Origin of the sequence: Nonomuraea helvata, from assembly GCF_039535785.1 — a bacterium.
GTDB classification, from domain to species: Bacteria; Actinomycetota; Actinomycetes; order Streptosporangiales; family Streptosporangiaceae; genus Nonomuraea; species Nonomuraea helvata.
Map to the genome: position 1 here is coordinate 460541 of NZ_BAAAXV010000009.1, position 20636 is coordinate 481176.

Annotated in this window: 23 protein-coding genes; 10 read left to right on the forward strand and 13 right to left on the reverse strand. The window is 69.5% G+C overall.

The features are described 5' to 3' along the window. Positions 1-14: 14 nt before the first annotated feature. Positions 15-1295: an amidohydrolase family protein gene (locus ABD830_RS34715; protein WP_344997250.1), complete on the reverse strand. Its 1281-nt coding sequence runs from the start codon at positions 1293-1295 to the stop codon at positions 15-17. 61 nt (positions 1296-1356) lie between these two features. Between ABD830_RS34715 and ABD830_RS34720 the strand changes: the two genes are divergently transcribed. Then, positions 1357-1863, forward strand: a complete 507-nt coding sequence (locus ABD830_RS34720; protein WP_344997252.1) for a MarR family winged helix-turn-helix transcriptional regulator — start codon at positions 1357-1359, stop codon at positions 1861-1863. Positions 1864-1901: 38 nt separating this feature from the next. On the opposite strand, the gene ABD830_RS34725 is transcribed toward ABD830_RS34720, so the two are convergent. Beyond that, complete coding sequence (locus tag ABD830_RS34725) at positions 1902-2771, reverse strand: haloalkane dehalogenase (RefSeq protein WP_344997254.1); 870 nt, start codon at positions 2769-2771, stop codon at positions 1902-1904. Positions 2772-2865: 94 nt separating this feature from the next. Between ABD830_RS34725 and ABD830_RS34730 the strand changes: the two genes are divergently transcribed. The 3 genes from ABD830_RS34730 (at position 2866) to ABD830_RS34740 (ending at position 4885) form a co-directional block, all read left to right on the forward strand. Continuing rightward, positions 2866-3339, forward strand: coding sequence for a MarR family winged helix-turn-helix transcriptional regulator (locus tag ABD830_RS34730; protein ID WP_344997256.1), 474 nt, complete (start codon positions 2866-2868; stop codon positions 3337-3339). A 72-nt stretch (positions 3340-3411) separates the two neighbouring features. Continuing rightward, entirely contained in the window at positions 3412-4602 is a 1191-nt protein-coding gene (locus ABD830_RS34735) for a helix-turn-helix domain-containing protein (protein ID WP_344997258.1), read from the forward strand. Between the two features lie 88 nt (positions 4603-4690). Beyond that, complete coding sequence (locus tag ABD830_RS34740) at positions 4691-4885, forward strand: hypothetical protein (protein WP_344997260.1); 195 nt, start codon at positions 4691-4693, stop codon at positions 4883-4885. A 115-nt stretch (positions 4886-5000) separates the two neighbouring features. Here the strand turns inward: ABD830_RS34740 and ABD830_RS34745 are convergent, their stop codons facing one another. Further along, entirely contained in the window at positions 5001-5819 is an 819-nt protein-coding gene (locus tag ABD830_RS34745; protein ID WP_344997262.1) for an alpha/beta fold hydrolase, read from the reverse strand. A gap of 198 nt (positions 5820-6017) precedes the next feature. Here ABD830_RS34745 and ABD830_RS34750 point away from each other — a divergent pair, with 198 nt between their 5' ends. After that, entirely contained in the window at positions 6018-7571 is a 1554-nt protein-coding gene (locus ABD830_RS34750) for an alpha/beta hydrolase (RefSeq protein WP_344997264.1), read from the forward strand. 84 nt (positions 7572-7655) lie between these two features. Here the strand turns inward: ABD830_RS34750 and ABD830_RS34755 are convergent, their stop codons facing one another. The 3 genes from ABD830_RS34755 to ABD830_RS34765 all read right to left on the reverse strand — a co-directional run bounded on the left by ABD830_RS34755 (position 7656) and on the right by ABD830_RS34765 (position 9460). After that, the gene (locus ABD830_RS34755; protein ID WP_344997266.1) at positions 7656-8084 is read right to left on the reverse strand and encodes a MarR family winged helix-turn-helix transcriptional regulator; all 429 of its coding nucleotides are present in this window, start codon (positions 8082-8084) and stop codon (positions 7656-7658) included. After that, positions 8084-8500: an SRPBCC family protein gene (locus ABD830_RS34760; RefSeq protein WP_344997268.1), complete on the reverse strand. Its 417-nt coding sequence runs from the start codon at positions 8498-8500 to the stop codon at positions 8084-8086. The genes ABD830_RS34755 and ABD830_RS34760 overlap by 1 nt, the downstream gene beginning before the upstream one ends. A 345-nt stretch (positions 8501-8845) precedes the next feature. Continuing rightward, complete coding sequence (locus ABD830_RS34765) at positions 8846-9460, reverse strand: TetR/AcrR family transcriptional regulator (protein ID WP_344997270.1); 615 nt, start codon at positions 9458-9460, stop codon at positions 8846-8848. 44 nt (positions 9461-9504) lie between these two features. Between ABD830_RS34765 and ABD830_RS34770 the strand changes: the two genes are divergently transcribed. Together ABD830_RS34770 and ABD830_RS34775 are read left to right on the forward strand one after the other, a co-directional pair. Then, on the forward strand, positions 9505-10803 hold the full coding sequence (locus ABD830_RS34770) for a M14 family zinc carboxypeptidase (protein ID WP_344997272.1): 1299 nt from the start codon (positions 9505-9507) through the stop codon (positions 10801-10803). A gap of 143 nt (positions 10804-10946) precedes the next feature. Further along, complete coding sequence (locus tag ABD830_RS34775) at positions 10947-11564, forward strand: maleylpyruvate isomerase family mycothiol-dependent enzyme (RefSeq protein ID WP_344997274.1); 618 nt, start codon at positions 10947-10949, stop codon at positions 11562-11564. Between the two features lie 493 nt (positions 11565-12057). Here ABD830_RS34775 and ABD830_RS34780 read toward each other — a convergent pair whose 3' ends face one another. Next, entirely contained in the window at positions 12058-12753 is a 696-nt protein-coding gene (locus tag ABD830_RS34780) for an MBL fold metallo-hydrolase (protein ID WP_344997276.1), read from the reverse strand. Positions 12754-12861: 108 nt separating this feature from the next. Between ABD830_RS34780 and ABD830_RS34785 the strand changes: the two genes are divergently transcribed. Next, on the forward strand, positions 12862-13806 hold the full coding sequence (locus tag ABD830_RS34785; protein WP_344997278.1) for a LysR family transcriptional regulator: 945 nt from the start codon (positions 12862-12864) through the stop codon (positions 13804-13806). 54 nt (positions 13807-13860) lie between these two features. Here the strand turns inward: ABD830_RS34785 and ABD830_RS34790 are convergent, their stop codons facing one another. Next, entirely contained in the window at positions 13861-14478 is a 618-nt protein-coding gene (locus ABD830_RS34790) for an NADPH-dependent FMN reductase (RefSeq protein WP_344997280.1), read from the reverse strand. A gap of 32 nt (positions 14479-14510) precedes the next feature. Next, positions 14511-14810 carry a hypothetical protein gene (locus tag ABD830_RS34795; protein ID WP_344997282.1) on the reverse strand — a complete coding sequence of 100 codons (300 nt, stop codon included), beginning with the start codon at positions 14808-14810 and terminating at the stop codon, positions 14511-14513. A 118-nt stretch (positions 14811-14928) separates the two neighbouring features. Between ABD830_RS34795 and ABD830_RS34800 the strand changes: the two genes are divergently transcribed. Further along, complete coding sequence (locus ABD830_RS34800) at positions 14929-15552, forward strand: TetR/AcrR family transcriptional regulator (protein WP_344997284.1); 624 nt, start codon at positions 14929-14931, stop codon at positions 15550-15552. 31 nt (positions 15553-15583) lie between these two features. Here ABD830_RS34800 and ABD830_RS34805 read toward each other — a convergent pair whose 3' ends face one another. From ABD830_RS34805 to ABD830_RS34815, 3 genes are all read right to left on the reverse strand, one after another. Next, the gene (locus ABD830_RS34805) at positions 15584-15823 is read right to left on the reverse strand and encodes a hypothetical protein (protein WP_344997286.1); all 240 of its coding nucleotides are present in this window, start codon (positions 15821-15823) and stop codon (positions 15584-15586) included. Positions 15824-16045: 222 nt separating this feature from the next. After that, positions 16046-17050 carry a tryptophan--tRNA ligase gene (gene trpS / locus ABD830_RS34810; protein ID WP_344997288.1) on the reverse strand — a complete coding sequence of 335 codons (1005 nt, stop codon included), beginning with the start codon at positions 17048-17050 and terminating at the stop codon, positions 16046-16048. 14 nt (positions 17051-17064) lie between these two features. Then, on the reverse strand, positions 17065-18378 hold the full coding sequence (locus ABD830_RS34815) for a hemolysin family protein (RefSeq protein WP_344997289.1): 1314 nt from the start codon (positions 18376-18378) through the stop codon (positions 17065-17067). A gap of 86 nt (positions 18379-18464) precedes the next feature. Here ABD830_RS34815 and galE point away from each other — a divergent pair, with 86 nt between their 5' ends. Then, positions 18465-19415 (forward strand): UDP-glucose 4-epimerase GalE, encoded by a 951-nt coding sequence (gene galE, locus ABD830_RS34820; protein ID WP_344997291.1) that lies wholly within the window; start codon positions 18465-18467, stop codon positions 19413-19415. 211 nt (positions 19416-19626) lie between these two features. On the opposite strand, the gene ABD830_RS34825 is transcribed toward galE, so the two are convergent. Continuing rightward, complete coding sequence (locus tag ABD830_RS34825) at positions 19627-20598, reverse strand: malate dehydrogenase (RefSeq protein ID WP_344997293.1); 972 nt, start codon at positions 20596-20598, stop codon at positions 19627-19629. Positions 20599-20636: the final 38 nt, after the last annotated feature.

The window sequence follows — 20636 nt, forward strand, 5'->3', positions numbered from 1 at the left end:
CCACTACCCGGCGATCACGAATCCACGACCGCACCCGCCGATTCTGTAAGAGCCGTGACGACCGCCGCCAGGTCGTGGTGGAGCAACTGCCCGCCACGCTTGACCACACGCCCCGCGACCAGAACGGTGTCCACCGAGCCGGTGTCGGCGTTCAGCACGACGGCGCCGATCGGGTCGTGGGCGGCGGCCATGCCGAGGGTGTCCGTACGCAGCAGCACCAGGTCGGCCTGCTTGCCCGGCCGCAGCGAACCGATGACGTCCGCCAGGCCGAGCACCTCGGCGCCCTCGATCGTGGCCATGCGCAGCGCGTCGCGGGTGGTGAAGCCCATGCCCGCGCCGTCGGGGCGGCCGCGTTCGAGCAGGTGGACGGTCCGCATCAGGCTGAACATGTCGCCGGGCGAGCACACCACCGTGTCGGCGCCGAGGCCCGCCGGGACCCCCGCCGCCCTGGCACGGCCCGCGGCCGGGTAGCCGAGCCCGAGGTTCATCTCGTCCACGGGGGCGAACGAGGCGGTGCCGCCGGCGGCGGCGATGCGCTTGAGCTCCTCGTCGGTGTAGTGCAGCGCGTGCACGAAGGTCGTCGGGGTGGCGAGCAGCCCGTTCGACTCCAGGAACGCGAGCCCCCGGGCGGCGCTCTCGGGGCCGTGGCCGCCCAGATGGGCGGTGACCGGCAGGCCGAGCTCGGCGGCCACGCGCCACTCCTCCAGCGCCCGCTCCTCCCCCGCGATCTCCGGGCCGAGGGCGGCGAACGCCATCGTGACCAGCCCGGACTCGCCGGAGAGCAGCTCGCGCACCCTCCGGGTCTCCTTGGCCAGCTCTGCGGGGTCACCGCCGTGGCAGTAGCCGAACACGGCCCTGATGCCGGACTCGCGCAGCGCCCGCACGGTGGCGTCGGTGTGGCCGGGGCTGAACTGGATGTGCGACCAGTCGAGCAGCGTGGTGACGCCAGCGTCCAGGCACTCCAGCGCGCCCGCCAGGTTGCCCGCGTAGACGTCCTCGGGGCGATAGCGGGGCGCGAGCTCGTTGAGGATCCGGCGCAGGTAGCCGTCGAACGCGATGTCGGGCGCGACGGCCCTGATGCCGGCCTGCCAGGTGTGGCGGTGGGTGTCCACGAAGCCGGGGAGCACGATCCGCCCCGTCGCGTCGATCACCTCCGCCCCTGGGACCTCGGGCAGGCCGGGACCCACTTCGACGATGACGCCGTGCTCGATGCGCACGTCCACCCGGCCCAGCACGACGGGCTCGGGCTCGGTGTCGACGACGACGCCGTTCTTGATCAGGGTGGTCGATGTCATGGCCAAAAGCTTAGAGAAAAGCTTTCTTAAAAGCAATCTGCTGCTCGGTATGCTCGATGGCGTGAAACCCGATGAGATCGACGCGATGGTCCCTCGGTGGGAGCAAGCAGGGCTGTCGCCGTCCCTCATCGCCGCCCTGGAGCTGGGCAAGCGGATGTCGCGGCTCCATCTGGCCTTCGAGCAGGCGGTCAAGGCCGAGCTGGCCGAGCTGGGGCTGACGTACGCCGAGTTCGACGTGCTGGCCGCGCTGAGCCGGGCGGAGCCGCCGCACCGGATGAAGCCGAGCGAGCTGACGAAGGCGCTGTTCTACACCTCCGGCGGGATCAGCAACGTGCTGCAGCGCCTGACGGCGGCGGGATACGTCGAACGCGAGGCCAACCCGGGTGACGCGCGCAGCCGCTGGGTCCAGCTCACGGACGAGGGACGGCGGGTGACGGACGCCGCGATGGAGGCCGCCGGGAGGGCCCATGGCGACGTGGCGGCCGGGATCCCGGACGAGGTCGTGCGCGAGGCGGCCGACGCGCTCCGCGAGGTCCTCGCCCACGTCGGCCGCCGCCGCTACCGCTGAGCGAGGTCCTCTCACGCGTCGGCCGCCGCTACCGCCGATCAGCCCTTCCGCATCTCCCGCAACCCCTGACGGACCGCCCAGGCCTTGAGCGCGGCCGCGATGGCCTCGGGGCGGTCCTCCTGGGCGTGGTGGCCGGCCGGGCCGCAGTGCTCGATCTCCAAGGCGGCGATGTTCTCGGCGCACCAGGCCGCCAGCTCCTCTCCGATCAGCAACGTCGGTGAGGAGTCGAAGGTGAGCAGCAGCTTGGGCACCTCGACGCTGCCGGCCAGCCACTTCCCGTAGCCCTCCAGCCGCTCGGCCACGTCGGCGGGCTCGCCGTCGAGCGGCACCGACCGCGCCCACTCCAGCAGCGGCCGCCGGCTCTCCCTGGTGGGGTACGGTGCCAGGTACGGCTGCCGCTCCTCCTCGCTCAAGCTCATCAGCACCCCACCCGTGAACGCGGTCTCCACGAGGAAGTTCTGATCGAGCACCAGCGACTCACCCTTGGCGCTCCTGATCAACTCGGCGCGGGCGCGCGGGGCTTCGCCCAGGTCGTCCCAGCTCATCGGGCGGACGAAGGTCTCCATGAGCGCCACGCCACGCACCCGCTCCGGATGCCGGGCCGCCCAGTCGAACCCGAGCGCGCCACCCCAGTCGTGCCCCACCAGCACCACCTCGTCCAGCCCGAGCGCGTCGAACCAGGCGTCGAGGTAGCGGGCATGGTCACCGAACCGGTACGGGATGCCCGGCTTCCCGGAGCGCCCCATGCCGATGAGGTCGGGAGCCAGCAGCCGGCCCTCCATCTCCGCCAGCACCTTGCGCCACGCGTGGGAGGAGGCCGGATTCCCGTGCAGGAACACGAAAGGCAGGCCGGAGCCGCGGGAGTCCTCGTAGTACATGGTCGAGTCGAGCACGCCGATCTCAGGCATGATGATCTCTCATTTCGTAAGTCTTACTAACGTTCGTCGCACTAACAAAAGTACATCGTTAGTGGCACTAACGCAACCGGCTAGGATCGGGGACATGAGGGACGACACACCCGCCACTCCGGCCTCGCTGCGCCGCCTGCCGAGCAGGATGCTGGCGGGGGTCGCGATGCACACCGACCGGCTGGTGACCGAGGGTCTCGCCCGCGCCGACGCCCGCAAGTGGCACTACGCTGCGCTCGTCGCGCTCCACGAGGCCGGCCCGGCGAGCCAGGCCGAGCTGAGCAAGCGCACCGGCATCTACCGCAGCGACCTGGTCACCGTCATCAACGAGCTGGCGGAGCGCGGGTTCGTGGAGCGCGCCCCGGACCCCGCCGACCGCCGCCGCAACGTCATCACCCTCACACCGGAGGGCCTCGGTCAGGTACGACGACTCCAGGAGCTCATCGCGGAACTTCAGGACGAGGTTCTGGCCCCTTTGAGCCGACCGGAACGCGAGCAATTCTCGGGATTCCTGGCCCGCCTGCTGGAGCACCATGCGGGCCGCGGCAGCTCCCCTGAGCAGGGCTGAATCCATGGCAGGCGATCTTCTGGAGCCCTAGCCTGATGTGACGTCGGGACCGACCCAGGAGGCGCCACGCCCATGGCCGAAATCAGCACCGGGCAGATGATCCGGCTCCAGCGCGAACGAAGAGGCATGAGCACCACCGCGCTGGCGACCCAGTCCGGCTGCACCCCCAGGCACATCGAGCTGATCGAGCACGGCAAGCGGACACCCTCGCTCCCCCTCCTCCGTGAGATAGCCAAAGTGCTGGGCGTGCGCACGGCCGTGCTCCTGGGAGAGGCGCCGCGCGACTCCCACGAGCCCAGCAGGCCGCAGATCAGCGACATCGAGCGCGCCCTGTTCACGTGCCGCTCGCTGGCGCCCGACATCGAGCCGCCCGACGCCGACCAGCTCGCCGAACGGGTGGCGTCGGCGCGCAACGCCTGGTTCACCTCGACGCGCCGCTACTCGATCCTGATGTCGGCCCTGCCGTCCCTGATCAGTGACGCCGAGAACCTCGCGCTCGAGGGCACGCCGCAGGCGCACAACGTGGCGTCGGACGCGTACATGCTGGCCAGGGGCGTGCTCAAGCACCTGCGGCGAGTGGACCTCGCGCACCTCGCGGCCGACCGGGCCATGCGCTTCGCGGAGGAGACGGCGGATCCGCTGATCCGCGCGTGGGCGTACTGGAATCTGGGACAGTCGATGCTTTCTGATGACATGCACCAGATCGCGTACGACGTCGCCCGGCGCGGCCTCGAGATCCTGGAGCCGCACGTCGCCGACGGCGACGACCGCCACATCAAGGCGCTCGGCGCGCTGCACCTGCTCGCCGCGGTCAGCGCGGCCCGCGGGGGCAACGACGACGAGGCCAGGGAGCGCATACGCGGGACCGCGGCGCAGCTGGCGCAGCGCGTGGATGACGCGTCCGGCGTCTACGACCTGGCCTTCTTCGGACCCACCAACGTCGCCATCCACATGGCCAGCATCGAGAGCGACACCGGCCGCCCGGAGGCGGTGCTGCAGATCGCCGACGACATCGACCTGCGGCGCACGCCCTCCGTCGAGCGGCGCACCGCGCACCTGAGCCAGGTGGCCCGCGCCTGCGAGGACGTGGGCGACGACGCCGCCAGCCTGCTCCACCTGCTGCGGATCGAGCGCGAGTCCCCCGAGGAGCTGGACCACAAGCTCCTGCTGCGGGAGATGGTGCGCTCGCTGGCCCGGCGGGCGCGGCCGTCGTGGGCGCCGGAGGTCCGTCAGCTCGCCGAACGCCACGACATCGCGAACTAATCGCGAACTAGGAGTTCGGCCTCGACGAACAGGGAGATCTCTTGCTCGAGTTCGTCACGGAACGGGTCCGGAGTGACACGCTGCGCTCATGACCAGTGCGCCGAGTGCCGATTTCGTCATGGAACGACTGCTCCAGGAGGCTACGCGGGAGTTCCCAGGGTGGTCGTTCCAGCGGGATCATTCAGGCTGGACCGCCACCCACGGGGACACCCGGCTCACCCGGTCCACCCTGGCGGCCCTGCGCGCGCTGCTGCGGCTTCACCGGGGGGCCCGGCGGAACTGACCGGGGAGCCTCAGCGGCCGGCGAGGGCTCGGCGACTTCGACCCCTCAACGGCCGGCAGGGACGCGGCGACTTCGGCACCTCAACGGCCGGCAGGGACGCGGCGACTTCGGCACCTCAACGGCCGGGTTGGTCGAGCACCTTGGCGGCGAAGGCGTCGATGACAGCGGCGACCCGGCCGGGATCCTTGGCCTGGGCGGCGTGCCCCTGCCCGCGCAGCACCACCCGCTCCACCTGCGGCATCACCCGCTCCAGCGCGTCGAGCCGCTCACCGAGATGCGCCGGACTGCGATCACCACCGAGCAGCACGGTGGGCACCTCGATCCCCGAGTAGGCGTCGAGCCGCACCCCGAGCGAGTCCATGCCCGCGTTGTCCTCGATCTGCGACGGAACGAGCGCCCGCATCCTCGGCACCACCGTCACGAACACCCCGGCCAGGAACGCCACCCACGCGGGAACCCGCACGGAGCCCCGCAGGAAAACACTCAACGCCTTCCCCGGCCGACCCGCCGCGATCGCCGCCCTGGCCCGCTCGTGAACCTCACCGTGCGGCCCGCCGAGCGGCGCCCCGATCACCGTGGGCGGCTCGTACAGGACCGCCCCCGCGAACGCCGACGGGTCGGCCACCAGGGTCTCCAGCGCGATCACGGCACCCGAGGAGTGCCCGACGAGCACCATCGGCCCGCCGCCCAGCGCCGCCACCACCGCCAGGACGTGCTCGACCTCCTGAGCGACCGTGCAGGACGCGCCGCCGAGATCGAGCCGGTACCGGCGGCGGTGCAGCCGCACGACCCGGTGGCGCGTGGTGAGCCGGGCGGCCACGTCCCGCCAGGACGAGCCGTCGTCGAGGCCGGGGTGGAGAACGAGCACGATCGGGCCCCGTCCGTCGTCAACAGCCTGCGCCTCGGTGCCGTCGGCCGTCATCACCTTGATCACCAGCTACCTCCTTAGCGACGCTAAGGTGAACTTAGCATCGCTAAGGGATGGCGGCTACTGCTCGTCCGGTGGATTCTCCTCGGTTCGCAGGCGGTGCGGTTAGGACCATAGGCCCACTCCCGTCATCCTCCCGAAGGACCCGCCAATCCATACTTCCGCCCGATTTTCAGCCGCTCGGAGCCGGTTGAAGATCAGTTCATGCGAAGATTCTCCGCATTACTGTTCGGGCTCATAGCCCCTCTCGCCCTTCTCACCCCGGTGGCCTCAGCCACGGCGCCGGCCGCCTCGGACACGATCTCCTGGACACCCTGCCAGGAAGACCCGGCCGTCGAATGCGGGACGCTCGCCGTACCTGTCGACTGGAGCCGGCCGGCGAGCGGCACATTCGACGTGGGCGTCGCTCGCCGCAAGGCCGCCGATCCGGCCGCCAGGATCGGCTCGCTCGTCCTCGGGGCGGGCGGCCCCGGCGGCTCGGGGGTGAACCTGGTCCTCCAGAGCACACGGATGCTCACCCCCGAGGTCCTGCGCCGCTTCGACATCGTCGGCCTCGACCCGCGCGGCACGAACCGCAGCCACCCCGTGGTCTGCTCCACCGACCTGCTCACGCAGGCCCCGGAACCGATCTTCAAGAGCCAGGCCGACTTCGACCGGGCACTGGACTACAACGAGCGCCTGCGTGCCGACTGCAGGGCCCGCACCGGCCCGCTGTTCGACCACGTCGACTCCCTCAGCACCGCGGCCGACCTCGACGCCTTCCGCGCCGCGCTCGGCGAGGAGAAGCTGACCTTCTACGGCGGTTCCTACGGCACCCTCCTCGGCCAGCTGTACGCCGAGCGCTACCCGCAGCGGGTCCGCGCCTTCGTCCTCGACAGCACGATGGACCACAGTCTGGGCACGCAGGCGTTCATGGACACCGAGACCTGGGGTGCGCAGGACGCGTTCAACGAGTTCGTGGCCTGGTGCGACCGGGACAGCCGCTGCCTGCAGCACGGGAAGGACGTCCGTGCGTTCTGGAGAGGCCTGCTGGCCCGCGCCGACCGCGGGGAGTTGCCCATGCCGGGAGAGCCCGGCACGCAGGTGACCGCGTTCATGCTCATCAGCACCGCCAGGGGCCACTTCTACGATCCGGCCAACTGGCAGCCGTTCTCGCAACTGCTCGCCGATCTCGACAGCGGCCGCGCGCCGAGCCCCGGTGCTCTGCCCATGGCAGTCGGCACCACGGCAGTCGGCACCACGCAGGAGGTCAGCCCCAACCCGTTCCAGATCTTCTGCCTGGACTTCCGGCTGCCCGTCCGCGACTACAAGGAGTACGCCAGGCACCTGCGCCGGCTGGCGAAGATCGCGCCCGACATGCGTTACAGCTCTCTGGCGCTCGGCCCGGTCGTCTCGTGCCTCGGACAGCCTGATCCGATCCCCAACCCACAGCATCGCCTGAAGGTCCGTACGGACACGCCGGTGCTGGTGGTCAACTCCCTGCACGACCCGGCCACCACGTACCCGTGGGCACTGAGCACCGCCGGCCAGCTGGGCCGTTCGGGCCGGCTGCTCACGTACGAGGGCTGGGGCCACATCGCCTACCGCCGCGGTACGTGCGTCACCGAGGCCGTCGACGCCTACCTGATCTCGCGGACCCTGCCGTCGCCGGGCGCCCGATGCCCGGCCGTCCCGCCTGCCGAGGTCCAGACGTTCCACGAGCCCGTCAGACCGATTCCCGGCACGCCGGGGTGGATGTTCTCCGGGCTCTTCAGCTGATCTCCCGATGACCTCCGGATGATCTCAGGATGAGGTGCGGCTCGTGCGCGTCGTGTGCGCGCACGAGCCCGCGCGCTCGGGACCTCAGGAGTCCGGATGAGCCAGGCGGCTGAGCAAGGCCAACGCGTCGTCACGTGCCACCGGCTGGAAGAAGGACGCGTCGACGCTCTCGACGGCGGCGATGGCACGCGGAGCCAGCTCGGCGCCGGCATCGGTGACACGCACCCGTTTGGCGCGGGTGTCGGCGAGGTCGACCTCGCGTTCGACCAGACCTTTGGCTTCGAGGGCACGCAGCACCTGGGAGGTCATCTTGACGTCGGTCCCGGCCTGACGGGCCAGGACCAGCTGGTTGGGCTGCTCCCCGTGAGTGTTGAGCCACCAGGCGCAGGCGAGCAGGACGAACTGGACATGGGTCAGGCCAAGAGGGCTGAGGGCGGCGGTGATGTCGCGCTGCCAGCGCAGGGTAGCGTGCCAGAGCAGGAATCCGGGGCTGTCGCCGGGGTTGAGGGCCATCAGCCCTGCGCCACCTTGACCAGAGCTGCCATGGTTTCAGGCCAATCGGCGGTGACGGCCGGGCCGATGTGCGGGCCGATCTCGTCGGCCGCGGGGCCGGTGATCTCCATCCGGTACACGACTCGTGTGCGGTGCTGGTCGATGCAGTCGAGTCGGTGGACGGTACGAAGGAGCAGGCCGTCGATGTCGGCCTCGTCGACGAACAGTTCGTTGACGGTCGCCTCGGCGATGCGCAGCCGCACCGGGTCCTGCCCGCGCGGTGTCATCGTGATCTCGGTGCCCGCGGCGAACGGGCCGCTGATCTGGATGTCCTCGATGTCGGTGTTCCAGGACCCCCAGTCGGCTATATCCGCCCACCTCTGCCAGATCGCCTCGGGGCTCGCGCTGGTCTCGACACTGTGCTCATAGGTCCACATGGGGGACGTCCTTTCAACCGGCCAGTTAATCTCCGCAGAGACTATCTGTGCGACCACCATCTGTCCACACTTGTACGGCCAGTTGGAGCTCGACACGAGCAAGCCCCTGGACCTGGACGAGCAGAACGCGGTCTGACTGGATCATCTACCGCCGGACCAGGGCGATGTCGCGCCCACCGAAGAAGGCGCCGAACATCTCGACAGACCGCTGGGCGCGGCGGCGCTGCCCGAGTCGGGCGCTGCCACCGGAGGGACCGTTGCAGGGGACGAGGACAGAGTGCGAGCAGCCGGCGTGATCGGTGGCACGGCTACGTCGGACCGCTCCCCGCGCTTCGGGCGGAGAAGTCAGGGCGGTCCGAGCACGTCCGGGGTGATCAGGGCGCGGGCGGTGGCGGCGAAATAGTCGCCGGGGGCGGCGTCGGCGAGGCCGAGGATGACACCTTGGCTGAGGCCGACCAGGAGTGCGCGCAGCGCCGTGGCCAGCCGTTGCGCCTGGCGCGGTGTGAGTGCGTTCCCGTCCTGGAGCCTGCCGGTCAGCAGCGCGGTCAGGCGCTCCTCGTGTGCCCGGACGGAGGCGGCGAGCCTGGGGGCCAGTTCGGGGTCGCGCAGGGCCAGGTCCTGCAGGCTGATCTCGAACGACAGGTGCCGCAGCGCGTCGGGCTCGTCGCACAGGCGGCGGTAATGGCGGGCGAAGACCTCCACCGCCTCGATCAGGCCCATGCCGGCGGGGACGGCCTGCTCAATGCCGTCGTAGTGCGGACCGAGATAGTCGGTGACCAGGGCGACGAGCAGTCCGTTTTTGCTACCGAACAGTGAATAGACGGCGCCGGTGGTCAGGCCGGCTTGCTCGGCGATCTCCTCCAGCTTGGCCCGGTGGCCGTCGCGGGCGACGATCAGGCGCGCGGCGGCCAGCAGGGCCCGCCGGTTGTGCTCCTTGGCCTCAGCCCTTGTCTTTCGCATAATCTTATTATTACCGTAATCTCGTTATGAATGTTGCTGATTACATGAACCGTGTCCCCGGCTGTGCCGTGTTCCCGGCCGTCGACGCGCTCCAGGCCGAGCTGCAGGAACTGGCAGCCGCCCATCCCGATCTTGTGCGGTCGCGCCGCATCGGCGCCTCGCGGCTGGGCGAGCCGCTGCACGCTGTCACGGTCGGCGACGGGCCGGCGGACGCGGTGGTCATCGCCGGGCCGCATCCCAACGAGCCCGTCGGGGCCTTGACCGCCCTTACGTTGATCAAACTGCTCTGCGAGGACTCGAAACTGCAGGCAAAGCTGGGCCTTCGCTGGCACGTCGTGGCGTGCGCGGATCCGGACGGGGCCCGGCTGAACGAGGGCTGGTACGGCAGGCCCGGCGACCGCCGCGCCTACGCCAAGCACTTCTACCGCCCCGACCTGGCCGACCAAGTCGAATGGACCTTCCCCCTGACCACAGGGGACTACTGCTTCGACCGCCCACTGCCGGAAACACAGGCGCTGATGCGCCTCATGGACGAGGTCCGCCCGTCGCTGGTCTGCTCGCTGCACAACGGTGAGTACCAGGGTGCGTTCTTCTACCTCGACCGTCACGATGCGACGCTGGCGCAGCGGCTGGCCGCCCTGCCCGGCCTGGAAGGCCTCTCCCTGCACCACGGCGAGCCGGAACTGCCCGGCGCCGAACCGATTGTCCCCGCTGTCTACCTGACCCCGCCCGGATCGCAGGTGGGCAAGGCCTTTGGCGCGGGCGGCAGCAGCGCCGACTATGCGGCCGCTTTCGGCGCGCTCCACATGGTCACCGAGGTGCCGACGTGGGCCGACGAACGCGTGGCCGACCAGAGCCCGACCGGCCGCACCTACGGGCAGGTCCTCGCCGAGGGAGCAGCGGCCCGGCGTGCGCTGATCGACACCATCCAGGCGGGCATGCGGGCTGTCGCCGGCGACCTTACTGTGCGCTCGCCGTTCCGCCGCTCGACCGAGAACACCATGGAGACCTTCCGCAAGCTCGGCGAACTGGAAGAGACCATGCCCGGTCCGAACCGCCCGGCCACGGTCGCCGAGGAGTTCGGCAACCGCCAGATGCTGCACCTGATGCGGCTGCGCCTGCTCGGGACATTCCTGCGCATGCTCGACGCGGAGATCGCCGCGGGCAACCTGACTCCGGCCATCCGCGAGCAACGACGCCTGCTCGTCGAGCGCTTTGAGACGTGGTGCGGCCAGGCCGAAGCGGACCCTCCCGGCCCGCCGGTCGAGTTGCGCAAACTGGTCGCCGTCCAGCTGGGTGCCGTTTTGACCGCCGCCCTCCACCTGGCAGAACGGACGGCGTGATGCGGTTCGCGTCAGACGCGCTGACCTTCCTCCTCGATGGCTGAGCAACCGCCGACCTGGTCCTGGCCACCGCTGATCGTGGCGAGCCAACCGATCACGGAGCGGCCAGTAGGTGCACTGAACTCCCAAGAAAGAGCGCAACCATGGACATCACCACCGCAATCGCGACCGAACGCCGGGAACTGGCGGCGATGCTGGACAGCCTGGCACCCGCCCAGTGGGACGCACCGACCTTGTGCGCCGGATGGCGCGTACGAGAGGTCGCGACTCACATGTCGATGGGGTTCCGCTACACGCTGCCCAGGATGGTGCTCGAACTCATCAAGGCGCGGGGTGACGTCAACCGGATGGCAGACCGGCGAGCCCGCCAGGACGCGGCCGTCCTGTCCACGGCCGAGTTGGTCAGCGCGATCCGCGACAACGCAGACCATCCCTGGAAACCACCGGTCGGCGGCATCACGGCCGCCCTGGGCCACGACGTGATCCACGGCCTGGACATCACCGTCGCCCTCGGCATCGAACGCCGCGTCCCGGAAGACCGTGTGCGCCTCCTCCTGGAGCACGTCACTCCCCGGACCCTCAAATTCTTCGGAGCCGATCTCGACGGCGTCGAACTGCGCGCCGACGACCTCGACTGGTCCTTCGGCACCGGCACACCCCTGACCGGCGCCGCCCAGGACCTCCTGCTGGCCGCCTACGGCCGCAAGCTCCCGCCGGGACACCTCCACGGCACGGCACGGGAACGATACATCGCCGCGTGAACGGATAGGCGGATCGGGCGGGACCACTCTTCTACCGCCGTGCAACGGACTCAGCCTGCGAAATCACACCTTTGGCGCGGCCAGTTCTTCGCCCTCCGGCCGACCGTGGACGGCGGTTACGAGGAGACCGCAAGAGGCCTGTTCGCTCGCGCTGCGCGGGTGTTCACCGAACTCGCCTCACTGCACCGATGCCGCCGATGCCCTTGAGCGGGTCAGCGCAGCCAGAACATGAGCGGGATCCCAGCCGAACGTGCGCAGGACGGCGGCACCATCACGACCCGCCCACTGGCCGCCGGTCTCCTCGGGCGACAGGGCGGCCGAAGGCCGTCCGAGGGAGGGCACCTGAGCGACAGCGAGGACCGCTCGGGACGGGCTGTATCCCCAGCCGCCTCGGTGGCGAGAGCCCTGTGGACGAGATCCTCGTCTCCGAGCGCGACCGCCCGGGAGGTAAGCGTGCCGTGGTCCGGGGCGATCCCGTGACCGCGGCACGCACTCAGCCGGTGGTGGCCACCGCCGCGGCCAGGGCGGCGTGGGCGTTGTGGACGGGTTCACCGTGGCCGACGCATGCCAGCGACACGTCGATCTCCGCGAGCCGGCGGAAGGAGCGAAGCATCTGCGCCGTGTCGAGATTGAACACCCCGGGCATGACTTGCCCGTTGACGTGCGCGACCGTGTCCCCGGTGAACAGTACGCCGGCGCGGGGCAGGTGGAGGGCGATGCTGCCGTCGGTGTGGCCGGGGGTGTGAATCACCTGTGCTCCGCCGCCGAAGTCGATCGTGTCGCCGTCCTCCAGCTCGCCGTCCACCCGGCAGGCAGGTGCGGCCGGCAGCAGGTGGGCACCGAGACTGCGGTGCAGGGCGCGCTCCTGCTCGGTGAGGTTCGGCGGCGGAGCGGGCTGCTCACCCCGGATCACCGCGGCCTCCAGTCGGAGGGCCAGCACAGTCACCTCTCCCCAGCCGCTGATCTCGGCTGCCCCGCCGCAGTGGTCCTCGTGGAAATGGGTGAGCACCACACGCTTGACGTCGCTCTTGCGGTGGCCGAGCTCCTCGATCGCGGCCGCGATCTCCCCGCCGGAGGTGGCGATGCCGGTGTCGACGAGGGTGAGCGCGCCTGCGTCGTTCCACAGATAGGACTGGCCGAACTCCAGCATGAGCAGCCACAGGTCGGGACGGATCTCCACCGTTTTCATGTCATGGCCCCTTTCAGCAGAAGCCAGCCAACCCGCCACGGGGCGGGGGTGTCCAACAGCGATAGGGGCCGAATTGACAACCAACGGTGGTGAATCCACGCTCAGCAGATGGAGGCGGACATCGAAGGTTTGCGCGCGTTCATCATCACCGCGCAGGAACTGCACTTCGGGCGGGCCGGCGAGCGGCTGTTCATCAGCCAGCAGGCGCTGTCCAAACGGATCCGCCGGCTGGAGGTGGCACTGGCGGCGCCGCTGTTCGCGCGGACCACCCGCGCCGTGGAACTGACCGACGCGGGACGGCGGCTGCTGCCGCACGCCGTCGAGGCGGTGTCCGCCTTCGACCTGGCGGTCCTGGTGGTGCGCCCGGCCGACGAGCCGCTGCGGGTTGATGTCTACGACGAGCGATTCACACCGTTGCGGATCGTCCGCCGCGCGAGCGAACTCGACCCCCGGATACGGGTCGAGCTGAGTATGCGGCAGGGACTCTCGGTGGCGCTGCCCGCGTTGCGGCGTCAGGAGATCGACGCCGCCTTCGGCCGGGTGCACGACACACCGGCGCCCTGGCCCACCGACCTGGCCTACCGGCTCGTACATCTGGAACCGTTGCACGCGTTCGTGCCTGAGGACCATCGGCTGGCGGACAGGGACGTCCTGCGACCGGCCGATCTGCGGGAGTCGGGCATCGCGATGCCCGACCCGGCAGGCGCGGTGGAGTGGCGCCGCTATCTCGAACGGCTGGCCGCCCGCTTCGACGTGCCGTTGCGGTTCAACGCCCCGGCGATCGGCCAGCGGCACCTGGTGGAGCAGTTCCTGGCGGAGAAGGCGGCGGTGGGGCTGGGCGAGATGAGCATCGACCCAGGGGACAGCGGCCTGCGGCGCATCCCGATCGTCGATCCGACACCGCTCATGCCCTGGTCGGTGGTCTGGCACCGGCACAATCCGCGACCACTGCTGCGTACGTTTCTACGACAGCTACGTACGCCGGCCTTGCCGGCGCCGTCCGACGCGCGGGTGTGGGTTCCGGAGATCGATCTCCTTCCGTCATGGAGATAGGGGTGGTGGTTGATGTAGTCCTCGGCCGCTCCGTTTCCGTTCGAGTGTCAGGGGTCAGGCGGGCAGCGGCTGGGCTTGGGCACGCAGCGGTGCCAGCGCCGCAGACCAGGCGATGATCTCCTCCAGCATCCGGCTCAACGCGTCGGCGTGGTGCGGGGCGGGAGTACAGGTGCCCGGCTGGGTCGGGTCGGTCGGGTCGGTGAAGGTGAAGTCGGCGAACATCGACAGCGCGACCTGGGTGGGCACGTCAGCGATTCTCAGCTCTCCCATGACCTGGCGTAGCTGTTCCACGGCGCGGGTGCCGCCGCTGGTGCCGTAGCCGACGAACCCGGCGGCCTTGTCCTGCCATTCGGCGTACAGGTAGTCCAGGGCGTTCTTCAGCGCGGCAGGAAAGGAGTGGTTGTACTCGGGGGTGACGAACACGAACGCGTCGAACGCCGCGACCGCCGCTGCCCAGCGGCGGGTGTGCGGGCGGGTGTAGGCGCCGAAGGCGGCCGGGACCGGCTCGTCCAGCAGCGGCAATTGGAAGTCGGCCACGTCGAGGAGGTCGAGGACGGCGCGGCCACCCGCGACGGCTGGGTGGGTGGCGGCCGTGTCCAGGACCCAGCGGGCCACGGCGGTGCCGCGACGGCCGGGGCGGGTACTGCCGACGACAAGGGCGATGCGGATCATCAAGGTCTCCATGGGCTGGTGGTGGAGCGGCTTCACCGGGACTGGTAGGCGCCGGCGTGCTCCAGGTGGTTCACGGTCGGCGGTTGGGCACAGATCTCGTTCAGCGCGGCCCGGTAGCGCCGGAAGGAGGGCAGGTGGTGGTGGGCGGCTTCGGCCGGACCGCCGTCGGACTCGATGATGGCCATGAACTGGCCGGTGCCCTCCAAACGGAAGGTCTCATAACGCAGCCGTGGCGGTCGGTAGCGTTCCAGGTCCGCATAGACCTGTCGAAGCAGCTCGAGGCTGTGGTCGACCAGTTCGGACCGAACGGTGTAGGTGATCATCACGCGCATGGAGGGACTCCCGAAGGCAGGACGGGCTCATGCCATATTTCATCGGACAGCATGTCTTTCGATGGACATGATGTATTTCGATGAACATACTGTCAAGTGAAGTGGTAGGCTCCTATGCATGCCTCCCACCCGCAAATACGAGCAGCGGCTACGGGCCAAGGCCGCCGACCAGACCCGGCGGCGCATCCTGGACGCCGTCTACCAGTGCTTGATCGAGGCCCCCTCAGAGCAGGTCGGCATGGACACGGTGGCCAAGCTCGCCGAAGTGTCCCGCTCGACGATCTACACCGTGTTCGGATCACGGGCGGGGCTGTTCGATGCGCTCGGCATGGACCTGCTCCACCGCGGAGGCTTCGCCGACATGGTCAACGCCGTACTGCAACCTGACGCCCGGCGCGGACTTCGCGACGGGATCACCGGAAACGTGCACATGTACGCCGCGCACCGCGACGTACTACGCACCCTGTTCTCCATGGCGCAACTCGACGCCGACGCCGTCGGCGGCACCGTACGCCGCCTGGAGGACGGCCGCGCCCAAGGCATGAACGATCTGGCCCGACGCCTCCACGATCAAGGCGCGCTCCGCGACGAGGTCACCGTGGACCACGCCGGTCACCTGCTCTGGCTTCACACCAGCTTCGACGCCTTCGACCTGCTGTTCAGCGGACGGTCACTGCCGACCGACGCCGTCGCCACTTTGCTGGCCGACGCCGCCGAACGCGCCCTATGCCGCCCCACGTGACCAGGTCAGCGATCCAGCAGGTCCTGCACATTTACTCACATGCCGCGGACTTGCCGGTCTTGACCTGGCCGATGAGATCCCTCAACTGCCTTACAGTGTCGGCGAGCGGCTGACGTGTGTCGATTTCCATCGTCGCCGATGCGCGGAGCAGCGGCTCGACCTCGGCCGTGTCTTTGATGATCCTCTCGCGTTCGTCGAGGGTCTTGCCGAACGGGTTGGTTTCACGGGTGGCGATGCGCTCGAGCATCACCTCAAGGGGTGCGCTGAACAAGATGACATGGTCGAACCTGGGATAGAACCTGCCTTGGTTCCTGGCCGTTCCGGCGATGAAGAGTGGGCCGCCGATCTCCTCGGGCGACAGGGCGGCCTTGGGCGATAGCGCGGCCGAAGGCCGCCTGAGGGAGGGCAGCCCGAGCGACAGCGAGGACCGCTCGGGGCGGGCTCCAGCAGGCTCACCCGGTAACAGGGCAACGGGTGGGTGGAGCCGCGCGACCTACAGCGTGGGGAGGAAGCCGACCTTGTCGCGGACGTCGGCCATGGTCTGCCTGGCCACCGCCGACGCGCGTTCCGCGCCGATGGCGAGCAGGCGGTCGAGCTCCGCCTCGTCCGACAGCAGCTTCTCCGTGCGCTCCCTGATGGGCGTGAACGTGTCGGCCACCGCCTCCGCCACGTCCTTCTTGAACGTGCCGTACCCCTGCCCCTCATAGCGGGCCACCAGCTCGGGGATGGGCGTGCCGGTCAGCGCGGACTGGATGCGGAGCAGGTTGGAGATGCCGGGCTTGTTCTCCTCGTCGAAGATCACCTCGGAGCCGGTGTCCGTGACCGCCCGCATGACCTTCTTGCGCAGCGGGCCGGGCTGCTCCAGGACGTCGAGGATGCCGGCGGGGCTCGAGGAGCTCTTCGACATCTTCGCCGTCGGGTCCTGGAGGTCGGTGATCTTCTCGACCTCCTTGAGGATGTACGGCTCCGGCAGCGTGAACGTCTCGCCGAAGCGGTGGTTGAAGCGCTGGCCCAGGTCGCGGGTGAGCTCCAGGTGCTGCTTCTGGTCGGCCCCCACGGGGACGCGGTCGGCCTGGTAGAGCAGGATGTCGGCGGCCTGCAGGATCGGGTACGTGAAGAGGCCGACGCTGGCCGCGCTCTCGCCGAACTTGGCCGACTTGTCCTTGAACTGGGTCATCCGGCCCGCCTCGCCCATGCCGGTGAGGCAGATCAGGATCCACGCGAGCTCGGTGTGCTCGCGTACGTGCGACTGCACGAAGACGGTGGACCGCTCCGGGTCGAGGCCGGCGGCGAAGAGCTGGGCGGCGGCCACGCGGCTGCGGCGGCGCAGCGCGGCGGGCTCGGTCGGCACCGTGATCGCGTGGAGGTCGACCACGCAGTAGAAGGCGTCGTGGGTCTCCTGCAGCGTGACCCACTGGCGGACCGCACCCAGGTAATTGCCCAGGTGGAAGGAGTCCGCTGTGGGCTGGATGCCGGAGAGAACACGAGGTCTGGCCATAGCAGCCAATTGTGTCAGGAATCCCGCTCAGGCGGCGACTCGGTCACGGAACGTCGTTTCACTCTAACCCTGGAGATACGGCGGCCGTCCAGCTCGGTTACTGTCATCTCAAATCCCGTTATTTCCACCTTTTCCCCGACGGCTGGCACATGCCCCAGCATCGCCATGACGAACCCGGCCAGCGTCTCGTACGGGCCGTCCGGCAGCCGGAGGCCGGTCTCGCCGGCGAAGTCGTTGAGGTTCGTGAGGCCGTCGATCTCGATCTCCCCGGCGGGCAGGATCACGACGTCCTCCTCGACGTCGTACTCGTCCCTGATGTCCCCGATCAGCTCCTCGACCAGGTCCTCCATGGTCACGATGCCTGCCGTGCCGCCGTACTCGTCCACCACGATCGCCAGGTGCTGCCCCTCGTCGCGCATCTCGTTCAGGGTGCTGAGCAGCCGCTTCGACGCGGGCACGAACTTCGCCGGCCGGATCGGCACCACCGCGCTGATCGGCTCGGTCCGCCCGTTGAGCTCGGGGTCCAGCAGGTCCCGTACGTGCACGAACCCGATGACCTCGTCGTACGTGTCCCGGTAGACGGGGAAGCGCGAGTGCGGCAGCCCGGCGGCCAGGCGGGCCGCATCGTCCAGCGGCGTGTCGGCGTCCATGAACTCCACCTCGGTACGCGGCAGCATCACCTCCCTGAGCTGCCGCTTCCCCGCCGCGAACACCTCGGCGATCAGCTTGCGCTCGTCAGCGGTGAGATCGGTGTGCCCGACCACCATGTCGCGCAGCTCCTCGGTGGTGACCTCCTCACGGCCGGCCTCCGGGTTACCGCCGAGCAACCGGACCACGAGGTCGGTGGACTTCGACAGCATCCAGATGATCGGCCGCGACAGGGACGCGATCCGGTCGAGGAACGGGGCCACGTACAGCGACAGGCCCTCGGCCCGCTGCAGCGCCAGGCGCTTGGGCGCCAGCTCGCCCAGCACCAGCGACGTGTACGAGATCGCCAGCGTCACCAGCACGAGCGCGAGCACGGGCGCGACGGCAGCGGGCACCCGCCACTGCTCGAGCAGGGGCACCAGTTGCCCGGAGAGCCGGTCGGCGCCGAACGCGGCCGACAGCATGGTGGCCACGGTGACGCCGATCTGGACGGCGGACAGGAAGCGGTTGGGGTCACGGGCGAGCTTGGCCACCCGCTCGCCCCGTCGGCCCCGCTGCGAGAGTTTGCGAACCTGGCTGTCCCGGAGGGAGACCATCGCGATCTCGGCGGCGGCGAAGAAGCCCCCGATCAGGATGAACAGCAGAACCAGGGCGATGTTGGCCGCGACGGTGTCAAACATGGTGGTTGGCAGCGTACTCGGCGACTTTCCCGCGTATGCTGAACGGCAAGCCGTACAAAATCAAACATATTTGAACAGGAGCGCACATGAGGCTACTGGTCACCGGAGGTGCCGGATACGTCGGCAGTGTCGTCGCGGCACAGCTCATCGAGGCAGGGCACGACGTGACCGTACTCGACGACCTGTCAACGGGACATCAGGACGCGGTCCCGGAAGGTGCCAGATTTGTCCAAAAAAGCATCACGGAGGCGCATGACGCGCTCGACGGCATGGACGCGGTGCTGCACTTCGCGGCCAAGTCGCTGGTGGGCGAGTCCGTGGAGAAGCCGGGGCTCTACTGGTCCAACAACCTCGGCGGCACGCTGGCCCTGCTCGACGCCATGCGGGACAAGGGGGTGGGCAGGATCGTGTTCTCCTCGACGGCGGCCACGTACGGCGAGCCCGAACGCTCCCCGATCGAGGAGGACGACCCGACGCGCCCGACCAACCCCTACGGCGCCTCCAAGCTGGCCGTGGACACCGCGCTGAGCGCGTTCGCGGGGATCCGGGGCCTGGGAGCGGTGAGCCTGCGGTACTTCAACGTGGCCGGGGCCTACGGCCGCTACCGCGAGCGGCACACGATCGAGACCCACCTCATCCCGAACGTCCTGAAGGTGGCGACCGGCGAGCGGGAGTCCGTGAGCGTCTTCGGCACCGACTACGCGACGCCCGACGGCACCTGCGTGCGCGACTACATCCACGTGGTCGACCTCGCGCGGGCGCACCTGCTGGCGCTGGAGGCGATCGTGCCAGGCCGGCACCAGATCTACAACCTGGGCAGCGGCAGCGGGTTCAGCGTGCAGGAGGTGATCTCCGTCTGCCGCGAGGTCACCGGGCACGAGATCCCGGCCGTCGTCGCGGACCGCCGCCCCGGCGACCCGGCCGTGCTGGTCGCGTCGTCCGCGAGGATCCAGCGCGAGCTGGGCTGGAAGGCCGAGCGGCCGTCGCTACGCGACATCGTGTCCGACGCGTGGGACGCGCTTTCCGCAAATGCGTGATACGGCACCCAGAAATGTGCTGTGATACCGAAATGTGAGGAACTTTTCACCAAGGGTCACGAAGCTGCTCTTCGGTGTCCTCATCGTGACCGGTAGCCTGCTGGCCTCCGCGGGCGTGATCTTCGCCACGCCGCAGGCCGCACCCGCCGAGCAGCGCGTGTCCTGTCCACCCTGAAGCCCCCCGCTCTCTGCGCGGGGGGCGGGCAGGGCATCAGATCAGGCCGAGCTCCTTCACCGCGTCGCGCTCCTCAGCCAGCTCGCGCACGCTGGCGTCGATCCTGTCGCGGGAGAACGCGTCGATCTCGAGCCCCTGGATGATCTCGAACTTGCCGTTCGCCGCACGGACGGGGAACGACGAGATGAGCCCCTCAGGAACCCCGTAGGAGCCGTCGGAGACGACGGCGGCGGAGGTCCAGTCGGTGCCGTTGACCCAGTCGTAGACGTGGTCCACGGCCGCGTTGGCGGCCGAGGCGGCCGAGGAGGCGCCACGGGCCTCGATGATGGCGGCGCCGCGCTTGGCGACCGTCGGGATGAACGTCTCGCGCAGCCACTCGGGGTCGACCTGCTCGGCCGCGATCTTGCCGCCGACCTCGGCGTGGAACAGGTCGGGGTACTGCGTCGCGGAGTGGTTGCCCCAGATCGTCATCTTCTTGATCTCGGTGACCGGGACCTGCAGCTTGGCGGCCAGCTGGGACAGCGCGCGGTTGTGGTCGAGCCTGGTCATCGCGGTGAAGCGGTCGGCAGGCACGTCGGGCGCGTTCTGCTGGGCGATGAGGGCGTTGGTGTTGGCCGGGTTGCCCACGACCAGGACCTTGATGTCGTCGGCGGCGTGGTCGTTGATCGCCTTGCCCTGTGGGCCGAAGATGCCGCCGTTGGCGCCGAGGAGGTCGCCGCGCTCCATGCCGGCCTTGCGCGGCATGGCGCCGACCAGCAGGGCGACGTTGGCGCCGTCGAAGGCGACGTTGGGGTCGTCGGTGATCTCGATGCCGGACAGCAGCGGGAACGCGCAGTCGTCGAGCTCCATGGCGGTGCCCTCAGCGGCCTTCACCGCCTGCGGGATCTCCAGCAGGCTGAGCTTGACCGGGACGTCGGCACCGAGCAGCTGCCCCGACGCGATGCGGAACAGCAGTGCGTAGCCGATCTGGCCGGCTGCTCCGGTGACGGTCACCTTGACGGGCCCCATGGCCTTCCCCTCACTCGCGGGATATTCGCTGACGCTTT